General features: G+C 38.8%; 19 protein-coding genes and 1 other annotated feature. Of the genes, 16 read left to right on the plus strand and 3 right to left on the minus strand.

All coding sequences use genetic code 11. The features are described from left to right. The first annotated feature begins 8 nt into the window (after positions 1–8). Entirely contained in the window at positions 9–488 is a 480-nt protein-coding gene (locus ACZ11_RS00755; protein WP_049662763.1) for an acyl-CoA thioesterase, read from the plus strand. A gap of 48 nt (positions 489–536) precedes the next feature. Here the strand turns inward: ACZ11_RS00755 and ACZ11_RS00760 are convergent, their stop codons facing one another. Then, complete coding sequence (locus ACZ11_RS00760) at positions 537–1847, minus strand: globin-coupled sensor protein (RefSeq protein ID WP_049662765.1); 1311 nt, start codon at positions 1845–1847, stop codon at positions 537–539. Positions 1848–2145: 298 nt separating this feature from the next. Between ACZ11_RS00760 and ACZ11_RS00765 the strand changes: the two genes are divergently transcribed. Further along, positions 2146–2355: a hypothetical protein gene (locus tag ACZ11_RS00765; protein WP_049662766.1), complete on the plus strand. Its 210-nt coding sequence runs from the start codon at positions 2146–2148 to the stop codon at positions 2353–2355. A gap of 122 nt (positions 2356–2477) precedes the next feature. On the opposite strand, the gene corA is transcribed toward ACZ11_RS00765, so the two are convergent. Beyond that, the gene (gene corA / locus ACZ11_RS00770) at positions 2478–3437 is read right to left on the minus strand and encodes a magnesium/cobalt transporter CorA (protein ID WP_049662768.1); all 960 of its coding nucleotides are present in this window, start codon (positions 3435–3437) and stop codon (positions 2478–2480) included. 49 nt (positions 3438–3486) lie between these two features. After that, positions 3487–4173, minus strand: coding sequence for a class I SAM-dependent methyltransferase (locus tag ACZ11_RS00775; protein WP_049662769.1), 687 nt, complete (start codon positions 4171–4173; stop codon positions 3487–3489). A 120-nt stretch (positions 4174–4293) separates the two neighbouring features. Here ACZ11_RS00775 and ACZ11_RS00780 point away from each other — a divergent pair, with 120 nt between their 5' ends. From ACZ11_RS00780 to rlmB, 14 genes are all read left to right on the plus strand, one after another. Beyond that, entirely contained in the window at positions 4294–4599 is a 306-nt protein-coding gene (locus ACZ11_RS00780) for a DUF4870 domain-containing protein (protein WP_049662771.1), read from the plus strand. Positions 4600–4802: 203 nt separating this feature from the next. Beyond that, complete coding sequence (locus tag ACZ11_RS00785; protein WP_049662772.1) at positions 4803–5273, plus strand: CtsR family transcriptional regulator; 471 nt, start codon at positions 4803–4805, stop codon at positions 5271–5273. A 14-nt stretch (positions 5274–5287) separates the two neighbouring features. Continuing rightward, entirely contained in the window at positions 5288–5836 is a 549-nt protein-coding gene (locus tag ACZ11_RS00790; protein WP_049662774.1) for a UvrB/UvrC motif-containing protein, read from the plus strand. Further along, positions 5833–6942: a protein arginine kinase gene (locus tag ACZ11_RS00795; protein ID WP_049662775.1), complete on the plus strand. Its 1110-nt coding sequence runs from the start codon at positions 5833–5835 to the stop codon at positions 6940–6942. Before ACZ11_RS00790 ends, ACZ11_RS00795 begins: the two co-directional genes overlap by 4 nt. Beyond that, a complete protein-coding gene (locus tag ACZ11_RS00800; protein ID WP_049662777.1) occupies positions 6932–9376 on the plus strand; it encodes an ATP-dependent Clp protease ATP-binding subunit in 2445 nt (814 codons plus the stop codon). The genes ACZ11_RS00795 and ACZ11_RS00800 overlap by 11 nt, the downstream gene beginning before the upstream one ends. A gap of 166 nt (positions 9377–9542) precedes the next feature. After that, positions 9543–10919, plus strand: a complete 1377-nt coding sequence (gene radA, locus ACZ11_RS00805) for a DNA repair protein RadA (RefSeq protein WP_049662779.1) — start codon at positions 9543–9545, stop codon at positions 10917–10919. A 522-nt stretch (positions 10920–11441) separates the two neighbouring features. Beyond that, positions 11442–12527 carry a PIN/TRAM domain-containing protein gene (locus ACZ11_RS00810; protein ID WP_049662780.1) on the plus strand — a complete coding sequence of 362 codons (1086 nt, stop codon included), beginning with the start codon at positions 11442–11444 and terminating at the stop codon, positions 12525–12527. 12 nt (positions 12528–12539) lie between these two features. Continuing rightward, entirely contained in the window at positions 12540–13232 is a 693-nt protein-coding gene (gene ispD, locus ACZ11_RS00815; RefSeq protein WP_049662782.1) for a 2-C-methyl-D-erythritol 4-phosphate cytidylyltransferase, read from the plus strand. 288 nt (positions 13233–13520) lie between these two features. Then, the gene (gene ispF / locus ACZ11_RS00820; RefSeq protein ID WP_049662783.1) at positions 13521–13997 is read left to right on the plus strand and encodes a 2-C-methyl-D-erythritol 2,4-cyclodiphosphate synthase; all 477 of its coding nucleotides are present in this window, start codon (positions 13521–13523) and stop codon (positions 13995–13997) included. Between the two features lie 91 nt (positions 13998–14088). Then, on the plus strand, positions 14089–15549 hold the full coding sequence (gene gltX / locus ACZ11_RS00825) for a glutamate--tRNA ligase (protein WP_049662785.1): 1461 nt from the start codon (positions 14089–14091) through the stop codon (positions 15547–15549). 50 nt (positions 15550–15599) lie between these two features. Then, positions 15600–15818 (plus strand) — a binding site (T-box leader). Positions 15819–16016: 198 nt separating this feature from the next. Next, complete coding sequence (epsC, locus tag ACZ11_RS00830) at positions 16017–16667, plus strand: serine O-acetyltransferase EpsC (RefSeq protein ID WP_049662786.1); 651 nt, start codon at positions 16017–16019, stop codon at positions 16665–16667. Continuing rightward, positions 16664–18064, plus strand: a complete 1401-nt coding sequence (gene cysS / locus ACZ11_RS00835; RefSeq protein WP_049662788.1) for a cysteine--tRNA ligase — start codon at positions 16664–16666, stop codon at positions 18062–18064. Before epsC ends, cysS begins: the two co-directional genes overlap by 4 nt. Before the next feature lie 5 nt (positions 18065–18069). Further along, complete coding sequence (locus ACZ11_RS00840; protein WP_276525225.1) at positions 18070–18489, plus strand: Mini-ribonuclease 3; 420 nt, start codon at positions 18070–18072, stop codon at positions 18487–18489. Beyond that, positions 18489–19241, plus strand: a complete 753-nt coding sequence (gene rlmB, locus ACZ11_RS00845) for a 23S rRNA (guanosine(2251)-2'-O)-methyltransferase RlmB (protein ID WP_049662791.1) — start codon at positions 18489–18491, stop codon at positions 19239–19241. The genes ACZ11_RS00840 and rlmB overlap by 1 nt, the downstream gene beginning before the upstream one ends. The last annotated feature ends 2 nt before the right edge of the window (positions 19242–19243 follow it).

Raw genomic sequence — 19243 nt, forward strand, 5'->3', positions numbered from 1 at the left:
CAAGAACTATGACAAACAACGCAATACCGATGGGTCAGTCACGTACTGTTCAAACGCGTCTCGTATTACCGCCAGATACAAATAATCACAACTCCATTTTCGGTGGAAGAGTGTTAGCTTATATTGATGAAATTGCTGCTATTACAGCAATGAAGCATGCAAAAGGGCATGTAGTTACAGCCTCTATTGATTCGGTTGATTTTTTATCGGCAGCACATGTTGGGGATATTTTAGAAATTGAAAGTATTGTTTCGTCAACTGGGCGTTCTTCAATGGAAGTGTACGTTCGAGTTGTTTCGCGAAATATTGAAACTCGTGAGGAAAAATTAACGACAGAATCTTTTGTAACGATGGTTGCAGTAGATGATGACGGAAAACCTAAGCCAGTTCCTGCAATTTATCCTGAAACAGATGCTGAAAAACGTCTGTTTGAAACCGGTCCTGCAAGACGGGAACATCGTAAACAAAAACGGGAATTACCGCATTAAAAATGTAAAGGGAAATTGACGTATACTGTCAGTTTCCCTTTTTCGTTCTTACATTTTTAACTCATTTACTACATTAATAAGTGAATCGGAAGAAGAGGAAACTAGTGTAGCCCCTTGTGACAGTTCAGTAATCAAGTTAGAGATTGCTGAAATATCTCTTGATGTATTTACATACTGCTGTTGAATACCTGAAACAGCATCGGCGATATCATTAAATGATTTAGATAAACTGTTTTGTGTATCTACGCTATGTTGAATCTTTTGATCAACGTTAATTACTGAATTCGACATTGTTGTTATATTACTTTCTGTCTCTTTAATGAGATGAGAAACATTTTGTACAGCATTTTTTGTTTCTTCTGCAAGCTTACGGACTTCCTCTGCTACAACAGCAAAACCTTTACCATGCTCACCTGCACGAGCTGCTTCGATAGAAGCATTCAATGCTAATAAGTTAGTTTGATCGGCAATTCCTGTAACTAGCCCTACAATTTCTGATATTTTTTGAGAAGATGTGCGTAACTGGTTCATCGTAACTTCGAGACTGTTTACACTTTGCAAAATAACCTGTATTAAATCATTTTGATCTTGTAGCTGCTGCTGTCCACGTCTGGATTTTTCCTGTGTATCAGCAACGAAGGTTAATCCTTGTTTAGTAGCTACTGCGATATCGTCCGTTTGAGAAGAAATGACTAATAAAGAAGCTGCTGTTTCTTCACTAATCCCATTGAGTTCCTCTGCCGTTTTTTGAATGGTAGTAACAAGTGCATGTTTTGTGTCATCAGCTGCTGAGCGAATGCGTTCCTCTTCTCTTTCATAGGCTTCGATTACAAGCTGTTGCTCGAAGTTAATGATTTTGCAGAAGGCATTGATAGCACGTATTGCATCATGCTTCGATATATCTAAATTATTTGTAAAGCGTGTAAATGTCGTTGTTAATGACTGGAATGAGGCGATATACCACTTCGATTGTAGACCAATTCGAACATGGGTTTCAGCAATGGCCTTCCGTTCATCAATATAAGAGTTATTAATATGACTTTCGAAAATATCACTCAAATGCTTATGTAAAGTAACTTTTAAACGATCGATTTGTGACGTTCTATTTATAATGTCTAACAAATCTTGGCTCAAACTAATAGCTGCATAAAATTGATCCACCATTTCAGGAACTAAATCCTTAGCTAAAGGCTGTAGTTGTTTAATGATGGCTAAATCCTCAATTGTTAAATCTAAAAGCTGCAACTGTTTTTGAAGTCTTGGATGGTTTGATACATCCAATTGTACATCGTTCTTATAATTTTCAGGTGCTAATGTAATTGAGTAGCTAGAATCGTTCTTTTTTGTAAACCAACTCATTGTTGTTTGCTCCATTCTTTATAAATGCATAGTAAGTATATAAAAAATCGAATTGCTTAGTTTGTTAATTTTTCGAAATATATGGTATTTAGTCTATTCTACTATCTTTTGTAGTAAATTTGGTTAAAATTTTAGTTTATTTCTTAATTTTTTTATAGGCATTATAGAGGATTGTCGATTAAAAGTCATGAAATAGACTATTAAAAAGGTAATAGGTAAATTGAATTTGAAATAGGAAACCTGTAAAATACGAACTGTTTAGATTGAACGTAACAATAGTTTTGAGGAGGTATTTATTATGGAGAAGAAGCGTTTCAAATTTGTCATTCCGGTTATGGTAATTGTAGCAATTGGATCGGTTTACATGTTACGAAACTACTATGCTGAAGTACCCAACTTAGATCAACTATTAATTACTATTAGTGCAACTTTAGTATCTGGGGTACTAGCATACTTTTTATTTCCACAGCAAGGCGAAGATAAGATTGATGATCGTGGTCCTTACTGACAGTAAAAAGGCACCTTAGAAAAACTCTAAGGTGCCTTTAGCATTCCGCTCCGAGTGGACGCTTTTCTCGTCATCTGTGAAGATGGTCCTAAAGGAATTATTATAGCAATAAACTTTCGCTTTTAAGGTTTAAATAAACTGAACCAGCCTTTAAGCTTAAAGACTGCCAACATAAATAAAGCGATAAAAATCATAATTCCGAGTACGATAAAGTAGCTAAATTTTCCATGTAGCTCTGGCATATATTCAAAATTCATTCCATAAACACCGGCAATAAATGTTAGAGGAATAAAGATTGTTGAAACAATTGTTAAGGTCATCATGATGCCATTCATGCGACTAGAGCTCATCGCCATATAGCTATCACGCATATCAGCAGTGAGCTCACGGTTTGATTCGATCATTTCTGTGAGTTTAAGCAGATGATCGTAAATATCTCCGAAGTAAGCTCGTTCTGATTTCTTAAGTGAGAATCGGTAAGAGTTAAGGATACGATATAATAGATCACGCATCGGTAAAATGGTGCGTCGTAGATCAAGCAAATCACTACGGAATTCGAACACGATTTTCATAGCATTAAGGTTGCTTTGATAGGTAAGTTCATCTTCTAGTGCATTTAAATGATCCTCAATCTTATAGACAAGTGGGAAATAGCTATCAACGATTTTATCGATTACCTGGTATGTTAAATATATTGTGCCACGTTCCCAATTCTTTGGCTGCTTTTCTAACATCATTTGTACTCGATCTATTTCTGGTGCTACGTTTTTATGAAATGTAACAATAAATTTATTAGAAACAAAAATGTTTACTTCCTCAGCTGTTAGTTCTTCGTTAACTCTTTGGATAACAAAGAAATGGAAATCATCATAAAAATCGAGCTTTGGCCGCTGTAAACGCATTAAACAATCTTCTATAGCGAGTGGATGGAAATGAAAAAATGTATCTAAAAGTAGTTCTTCTTCATCGGTCGGACAATTAAAATCGACCCAGTACCATTCAAATTCGTTTTTGTGTATATCTTCAAGCGGAAAATCTTTTATAAGCTTTTGGTCTTTTGTAATTCCAATTGTACGTATCACAGCATTCACCTCAATTCTGTTAATTCTATCCTAACAGATGTTTATATCTTCACAAAAAACTTTCTTTATAACATATCCAACCACCAAATAAAGTAGTCGCAAAGAATCTAGATGGTTTTGTAAAGCCTGCCTGCTGTAGTAGTGATAAAATGTCCTCTTCAGGCATAAATGAAAGAGAACGGATGGATTTCTCCATCTCCGCTACGTCTGATGGTGTTAGCTTTGTATGCTGTAGCCAATAAGCACGCCATAAATTAAATTGTAGCTCAGTTTCTAAGGAACCGGGTCGCCCGTATTTTGAGACGAGGACAAATGGGGCACCAGGCTTTAAATTATTCGCTATTTCTTTTAATGTTGCAAGCTTCTCTTGATCATCTTGTATAAAGTGAAGCACTAATACACAGCTTGCTGCATCAAACTTCGCTGTAGGTAGCTTAGTATCCAGTATAGTTCCTTGATATAAAGAAATATTATTAGGTAGGGATTTTAAACGTTCACCGGCTATTTGTAGCATCGCTTCTGACGGATCTATGCCAACAAATGACCAATGAGGTCTTTCCTCAGCGAGCTGTAATATTTCATTGCCGCTCCCGGAACCAACTACTAAAAATTCAGCTTTTTCATGTAACTCAGATTGGTAAAAGGTTTGTGTTAAACGTAGCATTGCATCATAGCTAGGTAGCGTGCGACGAATACCTTTTTCGTATTCGTTTGCAAGTTTGTTATTAAATTCCATCGAGTATCACATGCCTTTCAAAAAAATTTTAAAATGCAACTTATATTTGAAACTATTTAAGGGATAGGTCCGTAAATAGTAGTACATAAAATAAAAAATTAAATGGAAGGGTTGATATAAATGGAAACAAAATGGTCTAAGGTAATCATACACGCAAGTGCGTTTTTTGCGCCATGGTTAGTACCAATTATATTTTTCTTAATTAGTTCGGATGAAGAGGTAAAGAGTATTTCTGTGCAAGCCTTATTGTTCCAAGTTGTCATGGTGGTATTACTTACAATTTCGGGTATTTTAAGCTTCCTGCTTATTGGTATACCGTTCTTGATTGTTTTTGGTATTATGTATTTTATTGCGCCGATTATCGGTATTGTGAAGGCTCTATCTGATGAGTCTTGGCGTTATCCAATTGTTGGTCGATGGGTATAATTTTTATAGACGCAAGTATATGCTAATTGCATATGCTTGCGTTTTTTCTATTGCTGAAAAGGGTATCTTATAGCTAAGGGCTGCACACTTTAATTTTTCTGTGTGCGAATTAATTGCAATTATTTTCAAGCGTTTTGTATAATATACTCAAAGAAAGTCAAAGATAGTCAAAGTCAGTGAAGTAAGCGAGGTGTATTCCTAAAATGCGTAATATATCAGACATCATAGAAGGCTACTTAAAGCAAGTACTTGAATTAGGTGGAGAAGGGCATATTGAAATAAAACGTAGTGAAATCGCAGATAAATTTCAATGCGTGCCCTCACAAATAAATTATGTAATTAATACAAGATTTACTGCCGAACGAGGTTACCTTGTTGAAAGCAAACGTGGTGGTGGTGGATACATTCGAATTTTACGTGTCCGCGCGAATTCACAAATTGATCTAATCGACGATGTCCTCAGGCAAATAGAAGGTGGGGCATCGCAAATAATGGCAGAAGATTTAGTTTATCGACTAATTGATGAGCAGGTAATTTCAAAGCGGGAAGCGAAAATAATGTTAGCGGCAGTTGATCGCTCAACTATCGATTTGCAACTCCCGTTACGGGATAACATTCGAGCAAAAATTTTAAGAGCGATGCTAACAACGATTAAATATGAACAGCAAAAATAAAAGAGGTGATGGAAATGATATGCGAACATTGTAAGCAGCGTAATGCGACAGTTACCGTAACACAAGTTCAAAGTGGTCAAAAGGTGGAGCACCATTATTGTGACGTCTGCGCCTCGCAGTTCAATCCATTTCATGCTGAATTTAAGCAAGAGCCAATATCTATTCAACAGCTATTATCCAATTGGTTTGGCTCCCCAACATGGCAGCAACAACAAGTGGGTGAAAAACAGCAGGCACCACCACAACCGCAAACATGTCCACAATGTGGATTTACGTATAAACAATTTTTAAAAGAAGGTAAATTTGGATGCCCTAGCTGCTACGACACCTTTAGCGAGCACTTACCGAAGCTCTTTAACCGTATACAGGCTGGTCCTCAACATATAGGGAAAATGCCTGGTGCTCGAAATAATGTTTATGTCATTAAAAAGCAAATCGAAGACATTCGTAAACGTATGAAGGCTGCTGTAGATGAAGAACAATTTGAAGAGGCAGCAAAGCTTCGTGATGAAGCGAAGGAACTTGAGAAGCAGCTACAATTTGAAGGTGGTGATGTGTCGTGATGATTGAGTCGTTTTTAGAACGTGCTACACCAATATGGATGAGTGTAGAGGACGATTATTCAGATATTGTCATAAGTACACGCATCCGCCTTGCTCGAAATTTAGATGGTTATCGTTTTCCGTTAGCCTTTACAGAGGATGAAGCATTACAGGTGGAACAGGCAGTTACACATGCAATCAAGGATAGTACAGAACTTCGAGAAAATTATTCATATTTTGCTATTAAGGACTTAACGTCTTTACAGCGTCAAATACTTGTGGAAAAGCACCTGATTAGTCCTCAGCTTGCAAAAAAAGAGCGAGTTGGCTCCATGCTCTTATCTGATGACGAATCAACTAGCATTATGGTGAACGAAGAAGACCATTTACGCATTCAATGTATGACAGCGAGTTTTCAACTTCAAAAGGCATACGAGCAGGCCAATAAAATTGATCGTACCTTAGAGAAAGCTTTGCCTTACGCATTTCGAGATACATTTGGTTATTTAACAAGTTGTCCAACAAATATTGGTACTGGTTTACGAGCATCCGTCATGATGCACCTGCCAGCCCTTACACTTACGGGTCAGATGAATCAAATCATTAATGCAATGACACGATTAGGCATGACGGTAAGAGGAATATATGGGGAGGGTAGCGAAAATATAGGGAATGTTTACCAAGTGTCAAATCAGATTACACTAGGGAAAACAGAGGATGATATTTTAGCGGATATCCAAAGTGTCGCTGAAAAAATAATTCAAAAAGAACGGCATGCAAGAGGTAAGTTAATGGAAAAAGCAGAGCTTGCCTTAGAAGACCGTGTATACCGTGCTTTAGGGACATTAACACATGCTCGAATTTTAACGAGTGATGAAGCTGCTACCTGTCTATCTAATGTTCGTTTAGGAGTAGATTTACAGTTAATTGAAGGTATTAAAGCGACTAAATTAAACGAATGTGTAGTAAGTATGCAACCTGGATTTTTACAGAATTACGCAGGTGACGTTTTGCCACCTACGGAGCGAGATCGCGTACGAGCTGAAATGCTTCGTGAGGCACTATCTCGAGAAAATATGAGTAAGCCTATTATTCGGGGAAAAGGAGAGGATTCATTTGATGTTTAATCGTTTTACACAACGCGCGCAAAAAGTATTACAGCTTGCACAAGAGGAAGCAATTCGTTGGAAACACGAATCAATTGGAACAGAGCATATTCTATTAGGGCTTATCCGTGAAGGTGGCGGTATTGCTGCAAAAGCATTAGAAGCCATTGATATTAGTCCTCAAATGATTGAATCAGGTATTGAGGAGCTTGTAGGGAAAGGTAAAGAGGATGTTGGCCCAATTGTCCACTACACACCTCGAGCTAAAAAGGTAATTGAACTATCAGTCGATGAATCACGTAAATTAGGTCATTCCTATATCGGCACAGAGCATTTACTATTAGCGCTTATTCGTGAAGGTGAAGGTATAGCAGCCCGTGTATTAAATAATGCTGGTGTCGGATTGAATAAGGCTCGTCAGCAAGTGCTATTGTTATTAGGCAATAACGATAATGCTCAATCTGGTCAACAAGCTGCACAGGCTGCCAATACACCAACACTAGATAGCCTTGCGCGTGATTTAACGCAAATTGCTCGTGAAGGCACTTTAGATCCAGTTATTGGTCGAAGCAAAGAAATTACACGTGTTATTGAAGTTCTGTCACGTCGTACAAAAAATAACCCTGTATTAATCGGGGAACCTGGTGTTGGTAAAACAGCCATTGCTGAAGGCTTAGCACAGCAAATTATTAATAATGAAGTGCCAGAAATTCTTCGTGATAAACGTGTTATGACACTTGATATGGGGACAGTTGTTGCTGGAACAAAATATCGTGGTGAATTTGAGGACCGCTTGAAAAAAGTAATGGATGAAATTCGCCAAGCGGGTAATGTTATTTTATTCATCGATGAATTGCATACATTGATCGGTGCAGGTGGTGCAGAAGGTGCCATTGATGCATCAAATATTTTAAAACCATCTTTAGCACGTGGCGAGCTTCAATGTATTGGTGCAACGACATTAGATGAGTATCGCAAATATATTGAGAAGGATGCGGCATTGGAGCGTCGTTTCCAACCAATTCAAGTTGATGAGCCAACTGTAGAAGAAGCGATTCAAATTATTCAAGGCTTACGTGATCGTTATGAAGCACATCACCGTGTGAAAATCACAGACGAAGCAATTGAAGCGGCTGCAAAAATGAGTGACCGATATATTTCTGATCGTTTCTTACCAGATAAGGCGATTGACTTAATCGATGAAGCGGGTTCTAAAGTACGTTTACGTTCATTTGCAGTGCCACCAAACTTAAAGGCACTAGAAGATAAGCTTGAAAATGTGCGCTCTGAAAAGAATGCAGCTGTCTCAGGTCAAGAGTTTGAGAAGGCAGCGTCATTAAGAGATACGGAGCAAAAGCTAAAAGATGAAATTGAAACTACGAGAAAAAATTGGAAGGAAGAACAGGGTAAAGCCGAGTCAAAAGTTACAGTGGATGATGTAGCAGCGGTAGTATCTATGTGGACTGGAATTCCAGTATCAAAAATTGCTTCAGAAGAATCTTCTAAGTTATTACAGCTTGAAGAAGAGTTACACAAACGAGTTGTAGGTCAAGGAGAAGCAGTAGAGGCAATTTCTCGTGCAATTCGTCGTGCAAGAGCTGGTTTGAAAGATCCGAAACGACCAATTGGCTCATTTATTTTCTTAGGCCCTACTGGGGTTGGTAAAACAGAGCTTGCTAGAGCACTAGCTGAGGTTATGTTTGGCGATGAGGACGCAATGATTCGCGTTGATATGTCTGAGTACATGGAAAAACATTCGACTTCACGTTTAGTTGGTTCACCTCCAGGCTATGTAGGTTTTGATGATGGCGGTCAACTAACAGAAAAGGTTCGTCGTAAACCGTATTCAGTAGTATTACTAGATGAAATTGAGAAGGCTCATCCAGATGTTTTCAATATTTTACTTCAAGTACTTGAAGATGGCCGTTTAACAGATTCTAAAGGTCGAGTGGTAGATTTCCGCAACACAGTTGTTATTATGACATCAAACGTTGGTGCAGATGCTTTAAAATATCAGAAAAACCTTGGCTTCAATGTAGGTGGTACTGATACGAAGTATAAAGATATGAAGGGTACAATGCTCGAGGAATTGAAAAAAGCATTCCGCCCAGAGTTCTTAAACCGTATCGACGAAATGATCGTCTTCCACTCACTAGAAAAAGAACATTTAAAAGAAATCGTAGCGATGATGGCGAATGCTTTAACAAAACGTCTGAAAGAGCAAGACATCTCGTTAGAGTTAACGGATTCGGCTCTCGAGAAAATTGCAGAGGAAGGCTACGACCCTCAATATGGTGCTCGTCCACTGCGTCGTTCATTGCAAAAACAAGTAGAAGACCGTTTATCGGAAGAACTGCTGAAAGGCAATGTAGAGAAGGGCAATCAAGTTATCATTGATTACGTAAATGATGAGTTTGTTGTGAAGAAAAAAGAAGAAGTTTCTACTTCTAAATAATCTTCTCCAGTGGGGGCCTCTTCATCCCCCACGAATTATTAGTCTTCAGATGAATTTCTGCCCGTTAAATGTTTATTTGAAAAGGACAGCAAGGCTTTAAGTGCCAAGCTGTCTTTTTTTATGTACAATAATAAATATAAGAACAAATATTCGAGGTGGATGCAATTTGGCAAAGAAAAAAACAAAATTTGTATGCTCAAGCTGTGGCTATGAATCTGCAAAATGGATGGGAAGATGTCCAGGATGTGGAGAATGGAATAAGATGGTTGAAGAGGTGGAGGTCGTAGCGAAAGGGCCACGTGGGGCATTCCAACACTCTGCTACAGTTACCCAAAAGGCTCTCCCTATTATGCAGATTGAAACTGCTGAAGAATCACGAGTTGCAACAGAAATGGGTGAGCTTAACCGAGTGTTAGGTGGAGGCATCGTGCCAGGTTCTCTCGTGTTGATTGGGGGAGATCCTGGGATTGGGAAGTCGACGTTGTTATTACAAGTATCTGCGTTGCTTTCGAATAAAGGGCATCGTGTGCTCTATATTTCTGGTGAGGAATCCATCCGTCAAACAAAGCTACGTGCAGAACGTTTAGGGGTAGTATCGCAAGAGCTTTATATATATTCTGAGACGAATTTAGAGTTTTTAAATCAGACCATTGAAGATGTAAAGCCAAAGTTTGTTATTGTCGATTCTATTCAAACTGTTTTTCATCCGGAGGTAACGAGTGCACCTGGTAGTGTATCACAAGTGCGTGAATGTACAGCGGAACTTATGCGAATTGCAAAAACAAAGGGAATTGCAATTTTTTTAGTCGGACATGTAACAAAAGAAGGACAAATTGCAGGGCCACGTATTTTGGAGCATATGGTTGATACGGTATTGTATTTTGAAGGGGAACGACATCATAATCACCGTATTTTACGCAGCCAAAAAAACCGTTTTGGCTCTACGAATGAAATTGCTATCTTTGAAATGCTTCAGGGGGGCTTAAAGGAAGTGTTAAACCCTTCTGAGTTGTTTTTACAGGAGCGTTCACAGGGGGCAGCAGGGTCAACAATCGTAGCCTCAATGGAAGGTACACGGCCAATTCTAGTTGAAATTCAGTCACTTGTTACACCAACAAGCTTTAATTATCCGAAACGAATGGCAACAGGTGTTGATCAAAACCGTGTGCAACTACTTATGGCAGTCCTTGAAAAAAGAATGGGCCTCATGCTACAGGCTCAGGATGCATATATTAAAGTTGCTGGCGGTGTGAAGCTTGATGAGCCTGCAATTGATTTAGCTGTGTTGACAAGCATTGTTTCGAGTTTTAAGGATCAAGCTGTCAGAGGAACGGATTGCTTTATTGGGGAAGTAGGTTTGACAGGCGAAGTGCGTCGTGTATCTCGTATTGAACAACGTGTGATTGAGGCAGCAAAGCTCGGATTTAAACGGGCCTTCATACCGGCTTCGAATATCGGTGGATGGGATTTTCCACAAGGTATTGAGATAGTTGGTGTGGAAACAATAAAGGATGCATTGAATGCTTGCTTTAGAGAGCTATAAAAAAGCTTGTGCATGTTGGACAATGTTCTGACATGCACTTTTAATTTATTTCAGCGGGTGTACAAACACCCGCTGAAATAAAGGAACTCAGGCTAAGACCTTCACATCCTGTGAAAACGCCTGAGTGACCGACATCGTGTCGGCCTAAAGCCTCCGGCGGATGTCACGGAAATCGGCGAGGAGTTCTTTGTGCATGCACAAAGCCGATTCCGGACACAATTATGCCGAGGCATAATTGATTTGCAAGCTTTTGTAATTCGTAGATAGATGGTAGGAAACTCTAAGAGGGGAAACGGCGTCTAAAATAACGTCTGTGAAAAGGCTTATGTAATGCCTGGCGGATGTCAAAGGAGAAATTTAGAATTTTTAGTGTAAAGAATTTCAGTAATTGATTTTCCTCCTTCATTAGAATCGAAATGATCGATCAAAAGCAGAGATTTTAATGATACTGGATGGGTTCATAAAGGATTTTCTACAGTAAACTATGTATAATTATATATTAAAAATGGGAGGTGACAGTTTATGAAAAAATTTGTTCAAATTGCTTTTTTACTGATTGGAGGAGCATTAGGCCTTGTTTTCTTACCGCCATTATACGAATTGCTTCATTTATCATCTAATCCTTGGCTTGATAATCCCTACGTATCAGTAGCTTTAGGAGCACTTTTACTGTTTACATTATCGTTTGCCTTTTCAGATTATTTTGTAAGGCTCATTAGCTGGATGGAAGAGGTGTTATTTAAAGTACCTATTGGGGATTTATTATTTGGTACACTTGGACTTATTATCGGGCTCATCGTTGCTTATTTCTTAGGCTTTGCAATTGATAGTATCGATTTACCGATTATTACAAAGGTTTTACCAATTATACTGTCATTTGTACTTGGCTATTTAGGGTTCCGTGTAGGCTTTAAAAAGCGAGATGAATTAATCCAACTATTTACGTTACGTGGTAATAATACGAAGAAAAAATTAACGGAAGGCGTAGAGCCTCAAGAAGTACGAGGCAGCTATAAACTGTTAGATACTAGTGTTATTATTGATGGTCGTATTGCAGATATTTCTGAAACAGGCTTTATAGAAGGTACACTAGTTGTACCCCAATTTGTCCTTACTGAGCTCCAGCACATTGCTGACTCTTCGGATACTTTAAAGCGTACAAGAGGTCGTCGAGGCTTAGATATTTTGAAGAAATTACAAGATGAACGTATGACGAAGGTACAGATTACGGAAGAGGACTTTGAAGATGTTCAAGAGGTTGACTTAAAACTAGTGCGCCTTGCAAAGAAAAGGGGCCACGATACACAAATTGTTACGAACGACTTTAACCTAAACAAAGTTTGTGAGCTCCACAACGTTAAAGTGCTGAATATCAATGATTTAGCAAATGCAGTAAAGCCTGTCGTTATTCCAGGTGAGGATATGCAAGTGATGGTCATTAAAGATGGCAAAGAGCATAATCAAGGGGTTGCTTATTTAGATGATGGCACAATGATCGTTGTTGAAGGTGGACGTAGCTATATAGGACAGGCTATTACAGTAACCGTAACAAGTGTTCTTCAAACATCAGCAGGTCGTATGATATTTGCTAAACCAAAGGATGACTAGGAAGTGGGAAATGTGCAATATGAAGTAGTGTTGCCTGCTGCGGGAAGCGGAAAGCGAATGGGTGCAGGACAAAATAAGTTGTTTTTAGATCTTTTAGAAAAACCGATCCTCATACACACACTGGAGGTATTTGAACAGGATAGCCACTGTACAGGTATTTGGCTTGCAGTGAAGCCGGAAGAGCGTGTATTTATTCAGGAAATGCTAGTGAGGTATGGAATTACTAAAGTTAAAGGTTTACCTGATGGTGGTGCAGAACGACAGCATTCCGTCCATTCGTGCATGAAAGAAATGAAGCAGGTTGATATTGTGCTTGTGCATGATGCTGCGCGTCCATTTATTACGCATGATATTATTGCGAATCTTGTACAAAGTGCGCATGACCTTGGCGCTGCGATTGCAGGAGTTCGTGCGAAGGATACGATGAAAAAAGTACGTGATGGTGTTATTGAAGAGACTATTGATCGAGAAAGTTTATGGATGATTCAAACACCACAAGCATTTCAATTTGATTTGATTGTGGAGGCGGAGGATGTCGCTGAGAAGGTAGGCTTCCTTGGTACCGATGAAGCAATGCTTGTTGAACGTCTCGGTCATGAGGTGCATATTGTAGAAAGCAGCTACGAGAATGTAAAAATGACGACGCAAGAGGATTTAATTTTCGGTGAAGCGATATTGCGTAAACGTGCTTTGAAAAAATTATAATAACAAACTAAAAATCTCATCAGCATTATAATTTGCTGATGAGATTTTACATTTTTCTATCTTTTGATGTTAATTCACAGTACTGTTCACTACAGACTCAATTTCCTAGGAAATATGTTAAAATGTGAGGGTATAATATAGAGTAAATATAAAAGTGAAGGAAGGTGAATGAGACTGCCTTATAAGCTGAGTAGAAGCTTTTTAAATCTGCTTACTTTCTGAAGTAAATAAGTTTCAGTTTGTGGATTTTATTATTTTATTTATCTTATTAGATAGTCTCAAAATCATATGTTTCGAGTGGGACAAGGATTTGACGTGCATGCATTTGAAGAAGGGCGTCCTTTAATTATTGGTGGTATAACAATTCCTCATGAAAAAGGATTAGTAGGGCATTCAGACGCAGATGTTTTATTACACACTGTAACAGATGCAGCGTTAGGGGCTATTGGTGAGGGAGATATCGGTCGTCATTTCCCAGATACAGATCCAGCGTTTAAGGATGCTGATTCAGCGAAATTATTAGAGCATATTTGGAAGATTGTTGAGGATAAGGGCTATGTTCTAGGTAATGTGGATTGTACGATTATGGCACAACGTCCGAAAATGGCGCCGTATATTCAACAAATGCAAAATCGTATTGCAGAATTGCTTCATGCAGAGCCTTCTCAAGTGAATGTTAAAGCAACAACAACTGAGCGTTTAGGTTTTACAGGTCGCGAGGAGGGGATTGCTGCGATGGCGACAATCCTATTGATGAAGAAGTAAAAGCAGGCTCTCAACGCTTTTATTTCCTGTAACAGAGTGGTAAAATGAACAAAGTCAATTTTTTGAACGAAAATTTAGGAGGCTTTTAATAATGGCGAAAGAAGTTCGTGTTCGTTACGCGCCATCCCCTACTGGTTTCTTACATATCGGTGGAGCGCGTACAGCGTTATTCAATTATTTATATGCAAAACATCATAATGGTAAATTCATCGTACGTATTGAAGATACGGATATTGAACGTAATGTAGAGGGCGGAGAAGCATCTCAGCTTGATAACTTAAAATGGTTAGGTATCGAATATGATGAGTCAATCGATATTGGTGGACCATATGCACCTTATCGTCAAATGGAGCGTCTCGATATTTATAAAGAGCACGCTGAAAAGCTTTTAGAGCAAGGTTTAGCTTATAAATGCTTCTGTTCTTCAGAGAAATTAGAAGCATCTCGTGAAGAGCAAAAAGCACGAGGTGTTGCAGCTCCAACTTATGATGGTACTTGCCGTCATTTATCAGCGGAGGAAGTTGCGGCTAAAGAAGCTGCTGGTGAAACATACACAATTCGTATGCGTGTACCTGAAAATGTAACATATGAATTTGAGGATTTAGTACGTGGACAAGTTACATTTGAGTCAAAAGATATTGGTGACTGGGTACTTGTTAAAGCGAATGGTATCCCGACGTATAACTATGCAGTTGTGTTGGATGACCACTTTATGGAAATCTCTCATGTATTCCGTGGTGAAGAGCATTTATCGAATACACCAAAACAAATGATGATTTTTGATGCATTCGGTTGGGAATATCCACGCTTTGGTCATATGACATTAATCATTAATGAAAACCGTAAAAAATTATCAAAACGTGATGAATCAATTATTCAATTCGTAACGCAATATAAAGATTTAGGCTACCTACCTGAAGCAATGTTCAACTTCTTCGCATTACTTGGCTGGTCTCCTGAAGGGGAAGAAGAGATTTTCTCAAAAGAAGAATTTATTAAAATGTTTGATGAAAAGCGTCTTTCAAAATCACCATCTATGTTCGATAAACAAAAGCTTACTTGGATGAATAACCAATATATTAAAAAGCTATCTTTAGAAGAAGTAGTGGCATTATCTTTACCACACTTGCAAAAAGCTAGTTTATTACCAGAAGAGTTAACAGAAGAAGAACGTGCATGGGCTGCAGATTTAATCGCACTTTATCATGATCAAATGAGTTTCGGTGCTGAAATTGTAGAACTAACTCGCCTATTCTTTAACGATCATATTGAATATGATGAAGAAGCAAAAGCAGTTTTAGCAGGTGAGCAGGTACCTGAGGTAATGGCTGCATTTAAAGCACAGCTTGAAGGTTTAGAGGAATTTACGCCTGATGCTGTCAAAGCGGCTATTAAAGCTGTTCAAAAAGAAACAGGTCACAAAGGTAAAAATCTATTTATGCCAATTCGCGTCGTAACGACAGGTGAAACGCATGGTCCAGAACTTCCTAACGCGATTTGCTTAATTGGCAAACAGAAAACTATTGATCGTGTAGAAAAATTCGCACAATAAGTAGAAAATGATTGACAATTTATTGGTTCGTTGTAAAATGTATTTACATTGAGAAAGCGTTGATAAGGAGAAGTAAGTGGCGCATGCTCCAAAGAGAGGACCATCACCGGCTGAAAGTGGTCTGAGCCTAGGCAAAACTGAAATGCACCTTTGAGCATAAAGCTGAACGTATAGTAGGCCTTATCGTTTCGTTCCCGTTACAGAACGTCCAGAGTGGAAGGCATTCGCCTTCAATCAGAGTGGAACCGCGCAAATTTAGCGTCTCTGTCATTCCTTTTTGGGATGATAGGGGCGCTTTTTTATTTTCCGGACATTTAGACTTAAAGCGATGGATGCGCCGAATTCTACTCCATTAACTCTGCGGTGAAATCAACGTCAGCTATAGCATTTCAATGGCCAGGGATGCGGTTGATTAGTGGAATTTTCAAAGGGTCAAAGCAGATCAAAATGAAAAGGGGGAGCTTTTTGTGTTTAAAAGAATGAAGGAAGATGTAGAAACAATTTTTGAGAATGATCCAGCGGCGCGTAGTGTATTCGAAGTTATACTAACATATTCAGGTTTGCACGCTACTTGGTCACATCGAGTTGCCCATTGGTTCTTTAAAAAGCGTTTTTATTTTATAGCCCGTACCATTTCACAAATTAGTCGTTTCTTTACTGGAATTGAGATTCATCCTGGAGCGAAAATCGGTCGACGTTTCTTTATTGACCATGGGATGGGCGTTGTAATTGGTGAAACATGTGAGATTGGTGATAATGTAACGTTGTATCAAGGTGTAACTTTAGGTGGTACAGGAAAAGAAAAGGGGAAACGCCACCCGACATTAGAAGATAATGTATTAGTTGCGACAGGTGCAAAAGTTTTAGGTTCTATTACAATTGGAGAAAATAGTAAAATCGGTGCGGGTTCAGTTGTCTTAAAAGAAGTGCCGCCAAATGCTACAGTTGTCGGTATTCCTGGTAAAATAGTGATTAAGGATGGAATCCGTCTAGAGAAAAAACTAGATCACCAAAATATACCTGACCCTGTAGAAGAACGTTGTCAAGCTTTCGAGAAGCAGATTGCAGCATTGAATCATGAAATCGAACGCTTACAAAAGGAGAGAGAAACACAATGAGTATTCAAATTTTCAACTCATTAACACGACAAAAGGAAACATTCATACCGTTGGAAGAAGGCAAAGTAAAAATATACGTTTGCGGTCCGACGGTTTATAACTACATTCATATTGGGAATTCACGTCCTGTAATTGTCTACGACACAGTGCGTCGTTATTTCCAATACAAAGGCTATGATGTGAAATTTGTTTCAAATTTCACTGATGTGGACGACAAAATTATTAAGGCTGCAAATGAACTTGGTGAAGAAGTTCATGAATTAACGGAGCGCTTTATTGCCGCATACTTTGAAGATGTTACAGCGCTAGGTTGCAAGAAAGCAGATGTGCATCCACGCGTAACAGAGCATATGGATGATATCGTTCAATTTATTCAAGTTTTAATCGATAAAGGCTATGCTTATGAGTCAGCTGGTGATGTTTATTATCGAACTCGTAAATTTAATGGTTACGGTAAATTATCTCACCAATCGGTGGATGATTTAAAAATTGGTGCTCGTATAGAAGCAGGAGAGAAAAAAGATGATGCGTTAGATTTCGCTCTATGGAAAGCTGTGAAGCCAGGCGAAATTTACTGGGAAAGTCCTTGGGGCAAAGGACGTCCAGGTTGGCATATTGAATGCTCTGTAATGGCTCGTGAGCATTTAGGAGATACTATTGATATTCATGCTGGTGGGCAAGATTTAACATTCCCGCATCATGAAAATGAAATTGCGCAATCTGAAGCTCATAATGATAAAACATTTGCGCGTTATTGGATGCACAACGGGTATATTAATATTGATAATGAAAAAATGTCCAAATCCCTTGGTAATTTTATACTCGTTAATGATATTCGTAAACAAATTGACCCACAAGTTTTACGCTTCTTTATGCTTTCTGTGCATTATCGTCATCCGATTAACTTTGCGAAGGATTTAGTAGACGCAGCCGCAAATGGGTTAGAACGAATTCGTACTGCCTATAACAATGTGAAACACCGTTTAACAGCAACTGCGAGCTTAGGTGATCACTCAGAAGAATGGCTTGGGAAAATTGCTGAACAAAAAGCTCACTTTGAAGAAGCGATGGATGATGACTTTAATACAGCCAATGCCATTTCTGTATTATTTGAATTAGCACGTATCGCAAATATTTATCTAAATGAAACGAATACTGATGAAAAAGTATTATTAAGTTTTACTGAAACTTTTGAGGTGTTAGGTGACGTCTTAGGTATTAAATTTGCAAAAGAAGAAGAGCTATTAGACGAAGAAATTGAAGCACTTTTACAGGAACGTGTAGAAGCACGTAAAAATCGTGATTTTGCTCGTTCGGATGAAATTCGTGACCATTTGCAAGCGCAAGGTATCATTTTAGAAGATACGCGACAAGGAACTAGATGGAAACGAGGGTAAGTAACTTGGATAAACTCCGCAACGAAGATGTTAAGCAATTAAATGCATTAGCGTTAGCCTATATGGGAGACGCAGTTTTAGAACAAAAGATACGAGAGCATTTACTACGTGCCGGCCGTGTCAAACCGAACACACTTCATAAAGAAGCGACACGTTACGTATCAGCGAAAGCACAATCTATGATTGTACATCGAATGATGGATGTAGGCTTTTTAACAGAGGAGGAGTTGGCTGTGTTCCGTCGTGGACGCAATGCCAAATCCGGCTCTGTGCCAAAAAATACAGATGTTCAAACATACCGTAATAGCTCAGGCTTTGAGGCTGTGCTTGGTAGTTTATATTTATTAAATGAATTGGAACGCGTTTATGCAATCATTGCATACGCTATTCAAATCATCGAGGAATCGAAAGGAGTGTCGAATTAATGACAGAGCAAAATGGTGAAATTATTGCCGGTAAAAACCCAGTGTTAGAAGCACTTCGTTCAGGCCGCGATATGAATAAAGTATGGATTGCAGAAGGTGTGAAAAAATCAGGGGTTAATGAACTTCTAGATTTAGCGCGAGAACGTGGAGTTATCGTCCAATTTGTCCCGAAAAAAAAGGTGGATCAATTATCAGATGCCAATCACCAAGGAATAGTTGCCTCTGTTGCAGCATATAGATATGCAGAGTTAGAGGATTTATTTGCTGCAGCGGCAAAAAAACAAGAAGATCCATTCTTCTTAATTTTAGATGAGCTAGAGGACCCGCATAATCTGGGTTCTATTATGCGAACTGCTGATGCGATAGGTGCGCATGGTATTATTATTCCGAAGCGCCGTTCTGTGAGTTTAACAGCTGTAGTGGCAAAGGCATCAACTGGAGCAATTGAACATGTACCTGTCGTGCGTGTTAATAACCTAGCGCAAACGGTAGATGAGCTGAAAGACCGAGGGGTATGGATTGCGGGGACAGATGCAAAAGGTTCTGCAGACTATCGTAAAATGGATGCAACATTACCACTTGCGATTATTATTGGTAGTGAAGGCAAAGGAATGGGCCGCTTATTAAAAGAGAAATGTGACTTTTTATATCATCTACCGATGGTTGGGCATGTCACATCACTAAATGCATCAGTAGCTGCTGCACTTTTAATGTACGAAGTGTATCGTAAACGTCAAGAAGCGAATGATTGACA

Origin of the sequence: Lysinibacillus xylanilyticus (assembly GCF_001183605.1) — a bacterium.
Classification (GTDB): Bacteria; Bacillota; Bacilli; order Bacillales_A; family Planococcaceae; genus Lysinibacillus; species Lysinibacillus xylanilyticus.